The organism is Paraburkholderia bannensis NBRC 103871 (assembly GCF_000685015.1).
In the GTDB taxonomy this organism is placed as follows: Bacteria; Pseudomonadota; Gammaproteobacteria; order Burkholderiales; family Burkholderiaceae; genus Paraburkholderia; species Paraburkholderia bannensis.
Map to the genome: position 1 here is coordinate 1 of NZ_BAYA01000044.1, position 13,839 is coordinate 13,839.

General features: G+C 61.3%; 12 protein-coding genes. 4 read left to right on the plus strand and 8 right to left on the minus strand.

The window, feature by feature from the left end; all coding sequences use genetic code 11:
* The 3 genes from BBA01S_RS35765 to BBA01S_RS46325 all read left to right on the plus strand — a co-directional run.
* A partial coding sequence (locus BBA01S_RS35765; RefSeq protein ID WP_027820622.1) for a tetratricopeptide repeat protein occupies positions 1-960 on the plus strand: 960 nt, incomplete at its 5' end.
* Between the two features lie 322 nt (positions 961-1,282).
* The gene (locus tag BBA01S_RS35770; protein WP_027820623.1) at positions 1,283-1,615 is read left to right on the plus strand and encodes a barstar family protein; all 333 of its coding nucleotides are present in this window, start codon (positions 1,283-1,285) and stop codon (positions 1,613-1,615) included.
* 110 nt (positions 1,616-1,725) lie between these two features.
* Positions 1,726-2,295 carry a GNAT family N-acetyltransferase gene (locus tag BBA01S_RS46325; protein WP_084162745.1) on the plus strand — a complete coding sequence of 190 codons (570 nt, stop codon included), beginning with the start codon at positions 1,726-1,728 and terminating at the stop codon, positions 2,293-2,295.
* A gap of 138 nt (positions 2,296-2,433) precedes the next feature.
* On the opposite strand, the gene punR is transcribed toward BBA01S_RS46325, so the two are convergent.
* On the minus strand, positions 2,434-3,327 hold the full coding sequence (punR, locus tag BBA01S_RS35780) for a DNA-binding transcriptional activator PunR (protein WP_245641693.1): 894 nt from the start codon (positions 3,325-3,327) through the stop codon (positions 2,434-2,436).
* A gap of 38 nt (positions 3,328-3,365) precedes the next feature.
* Between punR and BBA01S_RS35785 the strand changes: the two genes are divergently transcribed.
* Positions 3,366-3,908: a DMT family transporter gene (locus tag BBA01S_RS35785; protein ID WP_245641694.1), complete on the plus strand. Its 543-nt coding sequence runs from the start codon at positions 3,366-3,368 to the stop codon at positions 3,906-3,908.
* A 154-nt stretch (positions 3,909-4,062) separates the two neighbouring features.
* Here BBA01S_RS35785 and BBA01S_RS35790 read toward each other — a convergent pair whose 3' ends face one another.
* The 7 genes from BBA01S_RS35790 to BBA01S_RS47825 form a co-directional block, all read right to left on the minus strand.
* A complete protein-coding gene (locus tag BBA01S_RS35790) occupies positions 4,063-5,661 on the minus strand; it encodes an ABC transporter ATP-binding protein (RefSeq protein ID WP_027820626.1) in 1,599 nt (532 codons plus the stop codon).
* Positions 5,658-6,851 (minus strand): ABC transporter permease, encoded by a 1,194-nt coding sequence (locus BBA01S_RS44285; RefSeq protein ID WP_084162746.1) that lies wholly within the window; start codon positions 6,849-6,851, stop codon positions 5,658-5,660. Before BBA01S_RS44285 ends, BBA01S_RS35790 begins: the two co-directional genes overlap by 4 nt.
* Before the next feature lie 14 nt (positions 6,852-6,865).
* Complete coding sequence (locus tag BBA01S_RS35800) at positions 6,866-7,933, minus strand: ABC transporter permease subunit (protein ID WP_027820627.1); 1,068 nt, start codon at positions 7,931-7,933, stop codon at positions 6,866-6,868.
* A 5-nt stretch (positions 7,934-7,938) separates the two neighbouring features.
* Complete coding sequence (locus BBA01S_RS35805) at positions 7,939-9,819, minus strand: extracellular solute-binding protein (RefSeq protein ID WP_245641695.1); 1,881 nt, start codon at positions 9,817-9,819, stop codon at positions 7,939-7,941.
* Entirely contained in the window at positions 9,816-11,999 is a 2,184-nt protein-coding gene (locus BBA01S_RS35810) for a TonB-dependent siderophore receptor (protein WP_042298445.1), read from the minus strand. The genes BBA01S_RS35805 and BBA01S_RS35810 overlap by 4 nt, the downstream gene beginning before the upstream one ends.
* A gap of 66 nt (positions 12,000-12,065) precedes the next feature.
* Positions 12,066-12,692: a TetR/AcrR family transcriptional regulator gene (locus BBA01S_RS35815; RefSeq protein ID WP_042298446.1), complete on the minus strand. Its 627-nt coding sequence runs from the start codon at positions 12,690-12,692 to the stop codon at positions 12,066-12,068.
* A gap of 653 nt (positions 12,693-13,345) precedes the next feature.
* Positions 13,346-13,747, minus strand: a complete 402-nt coding sequence (locus tag BBA01S_RS47825) for a hypothetical protein (protein ID WP_174479199.1) — start codon at positions 13,745-13,747, stop codon at positions 13,346-13,348.
* Positions 13,748-13,839 lie beyond the last annotated feature (92 nt).

A 13,839-nucleotide genomic window follows, 5' to 3' on the forward strand; every position in this document is an offset into this window, starting at 1 on the left:
CTAGTGCTAGAGGTCTTTGTTCAGGCGCTCGGGGAACACGGGATCGGATTGCAGCAAGCTTTCGATCGTGTGATGCGAATGCAGACGCAAGACTTAGGCGAATTTCTATATTCAGATGCCTGGAACCGCATGTCGCAGCCAATGCAGCACCTGCTTTTGCTGATGACAAAGGTAACCGACATACACGACGATACTTTGTTGAAGCTATGTTGCATCCAAGTCGGAATATCCGTACTAGAGGCATACGAGGCCCTTGAGGAAAGTCGTGGTATTGCGCAAATAACCACCTTCAACGGAAATACACAAATTCTGCTAACCCCGGAATTTTTGAAGTTTTGCGATGGACGCACCATTTCAATCTCTGGGAACGTTTTCCCTAGCGGGGCGACTGTCGAGCGAATTAGAAGCAGATACAACGAATTCCTCCGTAGCAAATCCGCGATGGTCAAGGACCGCGTTGCACGAGCCTACAGACACCCATACGCTCGTGCGGCCTACATGGCATTTCGCGAGGAACGCGATGATGATTGCGAGATGTTTTACGATCTTGCGGTGAACGCAGACATGGATAATGGCTGGCTGTATGACCGATTTGCTTTCTTTCTTTCCACTAGAAGGCAAAGTCGACAAGACGAGGCTCTAGACTGGGCAAAGAAGGCTACCGCTTTAATACCGGACGATCCTGATGCTTGGTTTACGCGTGGGGCAATAGAATCGAAGCGAGGGGCCGTTTCAGATGCTCAAACCTCATTGGACCGCGCCGCGTCGCTGGGAAAGCACAAGCACCTTTGCTTACTTCAGCAAGCATACGCGTACGCTAATGACGTGCCTCCTAACCGCGCACTCGCTCGCGCGAAGCTGGATGCAGCAGAAGAGGCCGCCCCGAAGAATGACAGCTTGTTATGGAAATTTCGAGGGGAGGTGGCGAGTTTAAGGAAGCGCATATCCCGCGACGAATGAACGACTTGGTCCTATAGGGCATAGCGACCAGTGCAAATTTTTCAGTCGATCGGGCACCAGATGACCACCGCTGCTTTCGCACTGCTCCCGGACCGAGTCGTCAGCTTTGGGCTGAATTGGGGCCATTCAACTTCAGGCGGCGGCCGGCTGCTTCGGGTCGCACTCAGCCAGTCGCCCTACGCCGATGCGTCTGTGACTCATGCGAAACGTATCAGGCTGTGGCCGGCCAATACGCGACGTTCGACAGCCAGTCGCAGATTGCCGACAATTGGCAGACGCCCGTACTGAACAGACAGCGAACTGCACAAATTGAACGACCGCAATGACGACCGTGTTCGTAGACACGAACGAAATTACCGACTGGCCCTCGTTTCATCGGGTCTTCTCGCGAATCCTTGGCTTCCCCTCGTTTTACGGCAATAACCTGGATGCTCTGATTGACTGTTTGGGGTACCTCGATGAGCCCGAAGCCGGGATGACGCGGATCCATGTTAGACCCGGGGGCACATTGACGATACAGCTCGGCGCTGCTGACAGTTTCAGAAAGCGCTGTGCTGATCAATTCGTGGGTTTGCAAGACGCGTGCGCTTTCGTGAACTGGCGTCGTACACACGAGTACAGCAGTACTCTGGTCGCGCTGGCTTACCACGACTGACGCAACAGGCAGCGGTCGGCGGCGGACTTAACCGGTCGACATTGCAGTCTGGATCGCCGACAATTCGCACTGAACAGCCTCCGTTTCTGTTTCAGCCTGGAACCGTCTCCATGCAGCCTCTCCTGATAAATCTACCCGATCCGATTTACACCGAACGGCTAGTCATTCGCGCTCCTCGACAGGGCGATGGTCAGCAAGTCTTTGAGGCGATTATTGAATCACTGGAGACGCTGCGCGAGTTTCCGGCGTCTTTGCCCTGGGCAATGAACGAGCCCTCCGTTGATGCCTCGGAAGCCTTCTGTCGGGTTGGGGCGTCCAACTTCATCGCCCGCCGCGATTTTCCTTTTCTCTTCTTGCTGCGTGATTCCGGCGAGTTGGTCGGATGTGGTGGGCTTCACAACCCGCGCTGGAGCGCCGGCACATTTGAGGCCGGCTGGTGGGGACGATCCTCCTGGACTAAACAAGGCTTAATCAGCGAAGCCGTCACCGCGATAGTCGAACTCGCCTTTACCGCATTCGCAGCCCATCGAGTGGAAGCCTTCACCGACGACCTGAACCCGAATGCATGGCGATTGTGTGAGCGAGTCGGCATGGTGCTTGAAGGCGTATTACGCAATTCGCGAGTAGAGCCTAACGGGACGCTGCGTAATACGCGGGTTTATTCAAGAATCCGACAATGATCTTGCTCCGCGCGAGCAGGCAGAATGCGACCAGTATGAAACGTTCAACGACCACGACCAGGCTGGTAACAATCATCGGCATATGAGTGCGACCGAACGTTGGCTCAGCCCATCCGCGATTACTACTGCGCGCCCGGATTACGCGATCCATTCGGCATGCAGTTTCTCGCCGTCACCGAGATAGTCGAGCACCCAAAGCAGTACGGGCGGCGTCTTCTGACCGTGCCATGCGATACAGCACGGGCTCGGCGCCTTGGGATTGCAGATGGTCTTCTCGACCAGTTGGCCCGATTCGATGAAAGGCCGTGCGAGATGCACCGGCATATAGCCGATCCCTAGCCCTTCCACGAAGCAGTTGATGGCGCGCTGCCAGTCGGGTACCACGAGGCGGCGCTGGTTGGGCAGCAACCAGGTGTCTCGCTTCGGGATCTCGCGCGAAGTGTCCTCCAAACAGATCGACGGGAAGGTGGCGAGCAAGTCGGGGCTGAGCGGCTCCTGTGCAGTCGCGAGCGGATGATGCGAACTGACGAGGAAGGCCCAATCGATCAAACCCATGTCGCGAAAGGCGAATTCGCCGCCGACGGGCACCGCCGTTGTCGCGCCAATCGCTATGTCGGCACGCCCCGTCGCCAGCGCTTCCCAGACGCCGTTGAACACCTCGATTCGCACGATCAACTCCACGTTGTCGAAGTGCCGATAGAAGTCGGCCATGAGCGCATTGACGCGCTGGCCAGAAACGACGTTGTCGAGCGCGATAGAAAGGCTGGGCTGCCAGCCGTTCGCCACCCGCCGCGTTTCGCGGCGGACTTCTTCCATCTTGTTGAGGATGCCACGTGCCTCGATCACGAAATGCTGCCCGGCGTCGGTGGGCACAACGCGGCGGTGCTGGCGCGTGAACAGCACGACGCCGAGTTCCTCTTCAATAACGCGCACCGCATAGCTCACCGCCGAAGGCACGCGATGCAGCGCCTTTGCGGCGGCAGTAAAACTGCCGGTTCGCGCGATCAGATCGACGAGTTGAAGTGACTCCATAGACAGCACGTCATTTCTCCCCGCTGTGAATGTTTTTGATGGCACCCGTGAAAATATACCGTTTCACGGCGGGTTCGCGCACGTCGATACTGTTACGGACACTATTTCAACACCAACGCAATATCGCGAATCGAGGACTTATGGCAAACAACGTAATCGGCCTGGGTGCCATTGCGGCGCTTGGCGGCTGCGCAGTCGCGCTGCAAGGTCAGTTCATGGGCATCATGGCGAAGAGCATCGGCACAACCGGGGGGATTTTCGTGAACTACATCAGTGGGGCCATGCTTGCGATCGTGCTGCTGTTCGCGCTGCAGGGCGGCAGCCTCAAGGCATGGACAGCGGTACCATGGTATGCGCTTTCGGCCGGTGCGCTCGGACTCGTCATCGCTGGATCGATCGGTTATACGGCGTCGCGGCTCGGCTTGACCACGGCATTTACGATCATCGTCGCCACGCAGTTCGCCGTGTCAGTCATGCTTGATCACTTCGGTTGGCTCGGCGCCACTGCCCAGCCGCTTGAAATGACACGCGTTGCAGGCATCGGCGCAATCATCGCCGGAGTCTGGCTTACGTCAAAATAGAGCGCGCTCCAGTCTTCGCGACCTCACTCCTGCATTCAAACAATTTGAATGGACGGTTGAATGGCGGCTTTCAGGAAAAGCCGCTGTCTCTTGTGGGTCGAGGCCGTGTAAAACCGACGGGCTTTTCAACGGGCACTTCGGGCAAGCGCTACGTCTAAACCACCGACCGAACCAGCGCCCGCGTATAGGCATGCTTCGGCTGCGCCAAAACAGCTTCAGTTTCCCCGCTCTCGACAATCCGCCCGCCGTGCATCACGACAAGCCGATGGGACACGGCGCGCAGCACGTCGATATCGTGGCTGATGAACACATAGCTCAGCCGATGCCGCCGCTGCAAACCGGTCAGCAATTCGAGAATCTGCTTCTGGATCGAGACATCTAGCGCACTGGTCGGCTCATCGAGTACAAGAATGCGCGGATCGACCGCCAGTGCGCGCGCAATCGCAACACGCTGCCGCTGGCCGCCGGAGAACGCCGCCGGATAGCGCGCGGCGGCGTCAGCAGGCAAGCCGGTTTCCGCGAGCAGTGCCGCCACGCGTGCACGCCGCGTCGTGACCGGCATATGCGGATGGTGGAGTGCCAGCCCTTCCTCGATAATCTCGCCCACTCGCAGACGCGGCGCGAGCGATGCAAACGGATCCTGGAACACCATCTGCACATGAGCCGCGCGTTCGAGTCGCGTCGCCGTCTTGCCCGCGCCATTGAGCGCCGCGTAGCGAATCGCGCCTGCCGTCGGCGTCACGAGGCCAACGAGCGATGCGGCCAGCGTCGACTTTCCGCAACCGGATTCGCCGAGCACACCCAGCGTCTCGCCTTCGCGCAGTTGCAGGTCGATGCCTTGCAGCACGGCAGGCGTCTCGCTGCGGAAAAGACCACGCCAGCCGCGTGCACGCGCGCGATAACCGGCACGCAGCGCGCTCACTTGCAGTACATCGCGCGCATCGGCAGCCACGGGGGCGAGCGCGCGGCGCGGCGCGCTATCAAACAGCTTGCGCGTATACGCATGCCGCTGCGCCGCGAACAGCGCATCGGTCGCGCCCTCCTCCACGATCTCGCCGTGCTGCATGACCGCCACGCGATGCGCGAAGCGTCGCACTAAATGCAGGTCGTGCGTGATGAGCAGAATGGCCAGGCCGTGCCCGTCAGCGTCCGCTTCCTGAAGCTCGATCAGCAGATCGACGATCTGCCGCCGGACGGTGACGTCGAGCGCCGTGGTCGGCTCGTCTGCGATCAGCAGGCGCGGATTGCAGGCCAGCGCCATCGCGATCATCGCGCGTTGCCGCTGCCCGCCCGATAGCTGGTGCGCAAACGCATCGACCTTGCGCTCGGGCTCGACGATGCCGGTGCGACGCAGCAGCGCAATCGCTCTCGTGCGTGCCGCCGCTCCGCGCAGTCCTGCATGCAGACGCAGACTTTCTACGATCTGCCGCCCAACGGTCTTGAGCGGATTGAGCGCGGTCATCGGCTCCTGAAACACCATCGCGATGTCGCGGCCGCGCGTCGCGCGCCATTGCGCCTCGCTTCTGCCCAGCAGTGGCTCGCCCGCGAGCCGCACGCTGCCGCTCACCTGCGCCGCGTCGGCCAGTCCAAGCAGCGCCAGTGCGGTCAGGCTTTTGCCCGATCCCGATTCGCCCACGAGCGCGACACGCTCGCCGCGCTTGATCGTCAGGTCAAGGCCGCGAACGATGGAGCGCGCGCCGATGCGGATGTTCAGGTCTTCGACTTCGAGTACGGGGGCTGTGCGCGTTGTCATCGGGTGGCTCCTGCTGCGCTGGAATGACCATGCGCATCGGTTTCATCGGCTTCATCGGCGCTCCGATGCCGGTCGGTCGCGAGCGATTCGCGCAAGGCGTCGCCAATAAAAGTAAGCAGCAGCAGCGTGACCACCAGCGCCGCAATCGCCGTCGCCGAAATCCACCACGCCGCCAGATGATCCTTGCCTTCGGCCAGCAGTTCGCCAAGGCTAGGTGCGGGCGGCGGCACGCCAAGCCCAAGAAAATCGAGGCTCGCGAGCGAGACGATCGCCGCGCTCATACGAAAAGGCAGCCAGGTAATGACTGGCGTGAGGCTGTTCGGCAGAATATGCCGCCACATGATCTGTCGATCGGACAAGCCGAGCGTGCGCGCCGCGCGTACGTATTCCAGGCCGCGCTTTTGCAGGAATTCGCCGCGCACGTAATCGGACAGCGTGATCCAGCCGAATGCGGCGAGCAGCACGAACAGCAGCGCGAGACTTGGCTCGAAGATCGACGACAGGATGATGAGCAGGTAGAGATCGGGCAGCGCATTCCAGACCTCGATAAAACGCTGGCCAAGCAGATCCACGAGCCCCGCGTAATAGCCCTGCAACGCACCCGCCACGACGCCGACCAGCGCGCTGGAAAGCGTCAATGCAAGCGCGAACCATACCGAGCTGCGAAATCCGTAAAGCACGCGCGCGAGCACGTCGCGTCCGTATGCATCGGTGCCGAGCCAGTTTTGCGCGGACGGTGGCGCCGGAAACGACTGCGCGTCGTGATAATTGACGGTGTCGTAGCGATACGGAATGGGCGCGTAGAGCGCGAAATTGCCGTCGCGCGAAAACTGCCCGCGAATGAACGGGTCGAGATAATCGGCCTCGGTGGGCAGCGCGCCGCCAAAGTCCTGATCGGCATAGGTACGCAGCACCGGGAACAGCCAGTGGCCGTGATAGCGCACGACCAGCGGCCGGTCGTTCGCGATTGTGCTGGCCAGCAGGCTCGCGACGAACAGCACTGCAAACGCGACGAGACTCGCGAAGCCGATGCGCTGACGCCGCAAGCGCCGCCACCATGCCGCCGTACGCGAGACTTCCGGCGTGTGCTCCTGCGCAACAACGGCGGGCGCAGGCGGAGCGAATTCGACATCGGACACAAGCTCGGACAACGGTGCCGCTTCATCGCAAGACGACGTGGTGACTTCCATGAGGAACCCCGGTTTTAGCGGCCATTACTGCCAAAGTGAATACGCGGATCGATCAGCGCATAGGCCAGATCGCCCGCGAGCTTCGCGAACAGGCTCACGACCGTAAAGACGAACAGCGCGCCCAGCACGACGGGATAGTCGCGACCGACGATCGCGTCGTAAGAGAGCCGCCCCACGCCGTCGAGCGAAAACAGCGTTTCGATCAGCAGGCTGCCGCTCACATAGGCGGCAACGAACGCCGCGGGCAAGCCCGTTGCGAGCGGAATCAGCGCGTTGCGCAGCACGTGCCGCCACACCACCGCACCGCGCGATACGCCCTTGGCGCGCGCGGTCAGCACGTACTGGCGCGAGAATTCGTCGATGAACGCGTTGCGCGTGAGGAACGCGACGACCGCGAGACTCGTGGTGACCGACGCTGTCACCGGCAGCACCAGATGCCAGAGGCGATCCAGCACGCGTTGCGCGAGCGGCAGGCTGTCGTGGCTTTCCACGCCGAAGCCGCCCAGCGGAAAGACATGCAGAAAGAGATCGCCGCTGAGCAACATCATCAGCAGCACGCCCAGCACGAAGCCAGGAATCGCGTAGGCGGCGAGCAGCGCCGCGCTCGTGGCGAGATCGAATGGCGTGCCGCGTCGCAGCGCCTTCGCAATGCCCAGCGGCACGGCAATCAGGTACGTGAGCAGCAGTGTGCAGGTGCCGAGCGTGAGCGTCACCGGCAGCTTGCTGACGATCAGCGCCCACACCGAGCGATGCTGAAAGAACGACTGGCCCAGGTCGAAACGCGCGTAATGCGTCAGCATGCGCACATAGCGCGTGAGCGGCGGCACGTCGAAGCCAAACTCGTGGCGAATCGCCGCAACCTGCGCAGGGTCGACGCCTTCATTGCCGTGATAGCCACCCGCACTGTCACCGCCGCTCGCCCCAGTGGCGCCTTCACCATGCATCGACGTGCCCTGCAGGCGCGCCATCACCTGCTCGACCGGGCCGCCCGGAACGAACTGCATGATGATGAACGTCACCGTCAGCACGCCTAACAACGTGGGAATCATGAGCAACAACCTGCGCCCGATATACGCGAACATCTGGCCTACTCCTGTTCAATTGCGCCAGGCGCGGCATGCCACCAGCCGACCACCCAGTCGATCCAGCCATATTGCTGCGGCACGCGTGCAGGCGGCGCAATGCGCCGGTTCCATGCCACGCGCGCATGCGTGATGTGCCACTCCGGCACCATGATGCGTTCGCACAGCAGCACGCGATCGAGCGCACGCGCGGCGGCAATCACCTCGCGCTCGCTATGCGCGCGCAGCACATCGTCGATGAGCGCATCGACAGCAGGCGACGCAATGCCCGTGTAATTCTCCGAACCCGGTGTCTTCGCCGCGCGGCTGCCGAAGCGTCGTTCGAGTTCTGCACCAGGAATGCTGGCCGCACGATAGCCCATCGTCGTCATGTCGAAATCGAAATGCTTCAGGCGCTCGTTGATGACGGTCTGATCCATGATGCGCAGGCGCGCGTCGATGCCCAGTAATTTCAGGTTGCGCACGACGATCATCAGGATGCGCTGCATGCCCGTGCCGTCGTCGAGCAGTTCGACCGTGAGCGGCGTGCCCGCCTCATTGCGCAGCACGCCGTCGTGGTAATGCCAGCCCGCGCTGGCGAGCAGCGCCTCGGCGCGAGCGAGGTTGCGACGCAGGCCGTCCTGCCCCGATGTGTCCGGCTGCGCGGGCAGCGTGCCGAAGGCCTCACGCGGCACGCTCGCACGCAGCGGTTCAAGCAGCGCCAGTTCGTCCGCGTCGGGCGTACCGCTTGCGGCGAACACGCTGTCATCGAAGAAACTACGGCTGCGCGCATACTGACCGAAAAACATATTGCGGTTGATCCATTCGTAATCGAGCGCAAGGCCAATTGCCTCGCGCACGCGAATGTCCTGAAACTTCGCGCGGCGTAGATTGAAAATGAGCCCCTGCGCGTCACTGATGCCGTGCTCCGGAAACTCCGCTTTGCGCAGCGTGCCGCTGGCGAAACCGGGGCCGCTGTAATTGCGTGACCATTGCTCGGCGCTGCCTTCGAACATGGCGTCGATATCGCCCGCGCGAAACGCCTGCAACGGCGCGGACGAATCGCTATAGAGCCGAAAACTCACCTTGGCGAAATTGAACATGCCACGCCGCACGGGCAGATCCTTGCCCCAATACTGCGGATTGCGGCGATACACGATCTCGCGATTGCTTGCGCGCGCACCGATCAGGTAGGGCCCGCTGGAAACAGGCGCAACCGTCGCGAGCTGGTCGAAGCTCAGTTCGCGGCCTTGCGGTGTGCGCGCCCAGTCGCGCGAGAACACGTAGAGATCGCCCGCTGCGAGCACGGCCCGGCGCTGCGCCGCGCGAAATGTGAAACGCACGGTCTGCGTATCGATCACGTCCACGCTGCGGATCAGCGCATAGCGGCTGCTGTAGAGCGGCGAAGTCGCCGGGCCCGTCAATTGCTCGAACGAATAGCGCACGTCCTGCGCCGTCACTGGCGCGCCATTCGAGAAGCGCGCAGCCGGGTTCAGATGAAACGAAGCGGAAAGCCCGTCGGCCGCAATCGTGACGCGATCGGCAAGCAGCGGGTATTGCGTGCCCACTTCGTCGAGACTGCGCTGCATCAGCGTCTCGAACATGAGGTTCACTTCGTCCGGCGCCGCATTGCCGCGCAGCAAAAACGGATTGAGCGAATCGTAAGTCGAAACCTCGTTGTAATTCGCCAGGCGCAGCGTGCCGTTGCGCGGCGGCGCGCTGTCGGCCCAAGCGAAGCGCTGCAGCGAGGCATCGGGGCGCGCATCGTCGAACAGCGCAAGCGTTTCTTGCCACGCGGGAGTTGGCGCGGCATGCGCGAGCATGGCGACGCTGGCCACGCCAGCAGCGCTCACATATCGCGCCATGCGCATGACGCGCGCGCCGAAGCCCGGGACGCCGACGCTCACAGATCGAACCTCGCATTGAGCGCGAGCGTACGCGGCGCGCCAATGAAGATGTAATCCGATTGCAGGAAACCCCAGTAATGGCGATTGAAAACGTTGTCGACTTCGGCGCGCAGCGTCACGCCGTGGCCGCCAATCATCGTGCGATAGCTCAGCCCTGCATTAAATAGCGTGAAGCTCGGCAGCACATATTTATTGTTAGCGTCGGCCATCATGCTGCCGTAATAATGCGCCTCGGCGTTGGCGCTCAGGCCAGGCACGCCGGGAATGCGGTCGCTCACCTGCAAGGTCGCCTGCCAGCGCGGGATGCCTTCAATGCGGTTACCGACCAGATCGGCCTCGGTCTCGCTGTATGTCCCCGCTTCCCATGCGGTACTCGCGCTCACGCGAAAGCCCGCTGGCAGATCGACGTGGCCGTCGAGTTCGAGGCCGTCGATGCGCTCCTTGCCGTTCGAGACATACACATTCTGCGCGTTGCCGTATTCCGCGCCGCGTTCGATGCGAAACAGCGCCGCCGACGCGCCATATGAACGGCCGTCGTACTTCACGCCCACTTCGTATTGCTTGCTCTTGAGCGGGTCGAGCACCTGATTCGCGTTTGCGTAGCCCTCGGCTGCCGTGCCGCCGTCTTCGAGCGCTTCAACATAGCTCGCGTAGAACAGCAGATCGCTGCGCGGACGGAACATGAGCGCCAGCGTTGGCGTGACCGGCGTCTGCGTATACGTCGTCCCTGCCGTGCCCGGTTTCGTCCACGACGTCTGGTGATAGCTCGTGTAGCGAATGCCTGCGAGAATCGACCAGTATTTCAGGAAGCTCAGCGTGTCGCTTGCAAACAGCGATTTCTGCTGCGAATTAAAGTTGTTGTATTGCTGGCTATAGTCGTAGGTGCCGTTCCAGGTGAGCTGCGTAATCGGATCGTAGAGATTGTTCGAGCCAATATCGGTGTAGAGCGAAGACGGCACGGTCTTTTTCGTGAGCCACTGTTCCGATGCACCCAGCACGACCTGATGATCGACCGGCCCGGTCGAGAACTTGCCTTCCAGCGCGGCCTGCACGACGTCGTAGATCGACGACCCGCGCGAGCGGTTCAAGTACGTATCGAAATCGCCTTGCGGCGTGAGCAGATCGAGCCACTGGCCCGAATAGTTGCGTTCGTCCTTGCTGTGGCTATAGTCGATACTCGCCTTCCAGACCGGATCGATTTGCCAGTGCGGTCCGCTGCTCAGGAAATAGACGTTCGAATTGAAAAACGTGTCGTCGTAGGCGGAGAGACTCGTGCGGCCGCTCGGCGCACGCGGCACGCTCGTCCCCGTGAAATCGCTGAGCATGATGTCCTGGATGCCACCGTCGACCTTGCGCGATTGATAGAGCCCGTCGAACGTCCACGTCAGCGACTTGGTCAGGCGCGCATCGAGCGAGAGCGACTCCGAATTGCGCAGCACGTGGGAGCCGTTGTAGGTATCGCCCTGCTCGTGCGTGATGTTGAAGCGATAGCCGAACATGCTTTGCGGCCCGAAGCGACCGCCCGTATCGATGTGTTCGCTGAACACGGCGTCGGAGCTGTAGCCCACGTCCGCACTGAAGGTAAAGGTATCGGTCGGCTTTTTCGTCACGAAATTGATGATGCCGCCCGGCGCACCGAAGCCGTACATGAAGCCCGAAGCACCCTTGAGAAGCTGGATCGACTCGAACGACTCGACCGGCAACTCGACGGTCGTCATATAGAACGGCAGGCCATTGATCTTGTAGCCGTTGTAATCGTCGAGCGGAATGCCGCGAACGTTGATCGAATAGGCGTTGAACGAATACGTGTCGCCGAGCGACATGACCGCCGCATCTTCGGCAAACACCTTGCCGAGCGCCTTGACCTGACGATCTTCCAGTTCCTGCTGCGCGACCACGTGCGTCGAGAATGGCGTTTCCAGATCCGAGCGCGTGCCCAGGGCGCCGCTCGACACCTTCGGCGCTTGCTGGCGCGTGCCCTGAACCGTGAAGGTCGCGAGACTATGCACGACTTCGCCTGGTTTCGCGCTTTGCGTCTTTGCACCGGCATTCGCTGGATTGGCGTTACTGGCGCTATTCGCGTCGCTATCGTCGGCGGCAAAAGCGTGGCCGGCCGTCAGCACCCCTGCGCCGATCAGCAGTGCGGGAAGCACACGCAAACGGAAAAAGCATATTCTCATTATTAGTAGTCCGATATTGTTTATAGATACCGATGTGTGGCAAAGGCAAAAACGATGCGTCCGATGTCAGGCTTGCTGCACGAGCGGATGTTCGATATACGCGCTTAGCATTGCGGTGAAGTGCTCGAAGGCCTGGTCGGGAATCGACGGGTCGTGAACAAAGAGTTCCTGCAGGCACAGGCCGCGCAGGAAGCACGCGATCACATAGCGGGTGAGCGCCGGCTGCGGCGATTCGTCGATGTGGGTCTGCGCAGGCAACCCCGTCATGTCCGCGCCGATCGAATGCGACAACAGCGCGGCGTTGAAGCGCTCGCGCAAATCCGCGTCGTTACGCAGCGCCCAGTAAAACTCCTGCGACATGGGGAAGGTCTCGCGCACCTGAGCGCGCCATGTGCTGACTTCGTCGCGCACGTTCGCGCCGGCTTCGATACGCTGTTCGAGGGTGCTGAGCTTCGAGTCGATCCATGTCACGTACGACGCGACCAGCAACTCGTTCTTGTGCGGGAAATGATGGAGCAGCGCGCCGCGCGAAAGCCCCGCGCGCTGGCAGATTTCGCTGATGGAGGTTCTGGCCAGGCCCACTTCCGCCAGGCACGCGAGCGTCGCGTCGATCAGCGCATGGCGTGCGGCTGAACTGCGTGCATGCTGCGCTCGTCGCGCGGGTTTCGCCACATCGGAGATCGTGTTCGTCATGTTGATGCCAGGCGCGTCCGCCTCGCATCGTGTGCGACCGGACTGTGCCTCAGTAAGGCCGCTCTCGGGAGCTTTGCTGCGTTGCCGCTACAAAACAGTACGATCGGTATGTTATTTAGCGTCTGTCGGCGTGTCCAAGAAAATTCCCTCACATACTTATCTCCGCAATCAGTATGTGCGTACGGTAAATAGCGCAAGTCGACGGCAATCCATGCAGGGTGTGCGCGGCAAATGAGGGAATCCGGATGCGGTCGCGTCAATGCAGACAATATGACGAATGCGTCGGCTACTGTTGCGGGAATATTGCTGATCAGAAGGCAAGGGCTTGCGCTATATCCCTTGAAAAGCAGCCCGCTCCCGCAAACAACCCGGGGCGGGCCCGCAATTGTCCTGGCGCTTCCATCGTCGCCCCCCGGCCCGCATGGTTGCACCCGACCTCATCGGCAAGGCGTTTCATTCTCTTTGCTGGCCCAACAGGAAAGCCGTGCGGCTTCCCGGTCGGGCTGTGCAGTGAGCAGGCAACGGGCTGCCTCCCCTGCCGTTTCTGTTCGGTTGGTCTCCTCCGCGCCCTGAACGGACTTGTGATGCTTTGCTTGCAGAGCGTGACCCCGTCACGCATTGCCCCAGCGGTAGTCACCGCGTCCTCGCGCGATTCAGATTTCGCCACGACTCTCATGCCCAGAGGGCGGCCCGTTGCCCTCCCCGCTGGACGTGAACCAGTCCAGCAAGCACTGTAGCCGTCGCTCCTGGCTGTGCAGGATGCCTGGCGTCGAGCGAATTTCAAGCACGCGTCCGTGCCAATAGCTCAGGCCGAAAATCGCCATCGCTTTGTCAGCGCTCATCGCGATTTCCAGATGCGCAATTGCGGTATCGAGGTTGTGGACGGTATAGGGGCTGAGCGGCCGCCGCCCCAATTCCGTCTCTGTCCCCGTCCGCTCCCGAATGGTTTTCTCGCTCCCCGCCGCTTTCCCCCACAGCGGGCTGCCGTGCTCCTGCGCAAACAGATTCTCCAGGCGCCGTTCATCCAGCGCGTAGGGCACGGACTTCTCTTTCATCACAAGATCTCCTCGTCTGCCAGACCCGGATCTGCTGTGAAGCTGCGGTGAGGTCATCCTGCGCGTTCTGGCGCCCCGGCAAAACCGCCCAT

Excerpts from the sequence above, each read along its gene's own strand:
- BBA01S_RS35770 (WP_027820623.1), top strand. The coding sequence starts at position 1,283 with ATGACGACCGTGTTCGTAGACACGAACGAAATTACCGACTGGCCCTCG.
- BBA01S_RS46325 (WP_084162745.1), top strand. The coding sequence starts at position 1,726 with ATGCAGCCTCTCCTGATAAATCTACCCGATCCGATTTACACCGAACGG.
- punR (WP_245641693.1), bottom strand. The coding sequence starts at position 3,327 with ATGGAGTCACTTCAACTCGTCGATCTGATCGCGCGAACCGGCAGTTTT.
- BBA01S_RS35785 (WP_245641694.1), top strand. The coding sequence starts at position 3,366 with ATGGCACCCGTGAAAATATACCGTTTCACGGCGGGTTCGCGCACGTCG.
- BBA01S_RS35790 (WP_027820626.1), bottom strand. The coding sequence starts at position 5,661 with ATGACAACGCGCACAGCCCCCGTACTCGAAGTCGAAGACCTGAACATC.
- BBA01S_RS44285 (WP_084162746.1), bottom strand. The coding sequence starts at position 6,851 with ATGGAAGTCACCACGTCGTCTTGCGATGAAGCGGCACCGTTGTCCGAG.
- BBA01S_RS35800 (WP_027820627.1), bottom strand. The coding sequence starts at position 7,933 with ATGTTCGCGTATATCGGGCGCAGGTTGTTGCTCATGATTCCCACGTTG.
- BBA01S_RS35810 (WP_042298445.1), bottom strand. The coding sequence starts at position 11,999 with ATGAGAATATGCTTTTTCCGTTTGCGTGTGCTTCCCGCACTGCTGATC.
- BBA01S_RS35815 (WP_042298446.1), bottom strand. The coding sequence starts at position 12,692 with ATGACGAACACGATCTCCGATGTGGCGAAACCCGCGCGACGAGCGCAG.
- BBA01S_RS47825 (WP_174479199.1), bottom strand. The coding sequence starts at position 13,747 with ATGAAAGAGAAGTCCGTGCCCTACGCGCTGGATGAACGGCGCCTGGAG.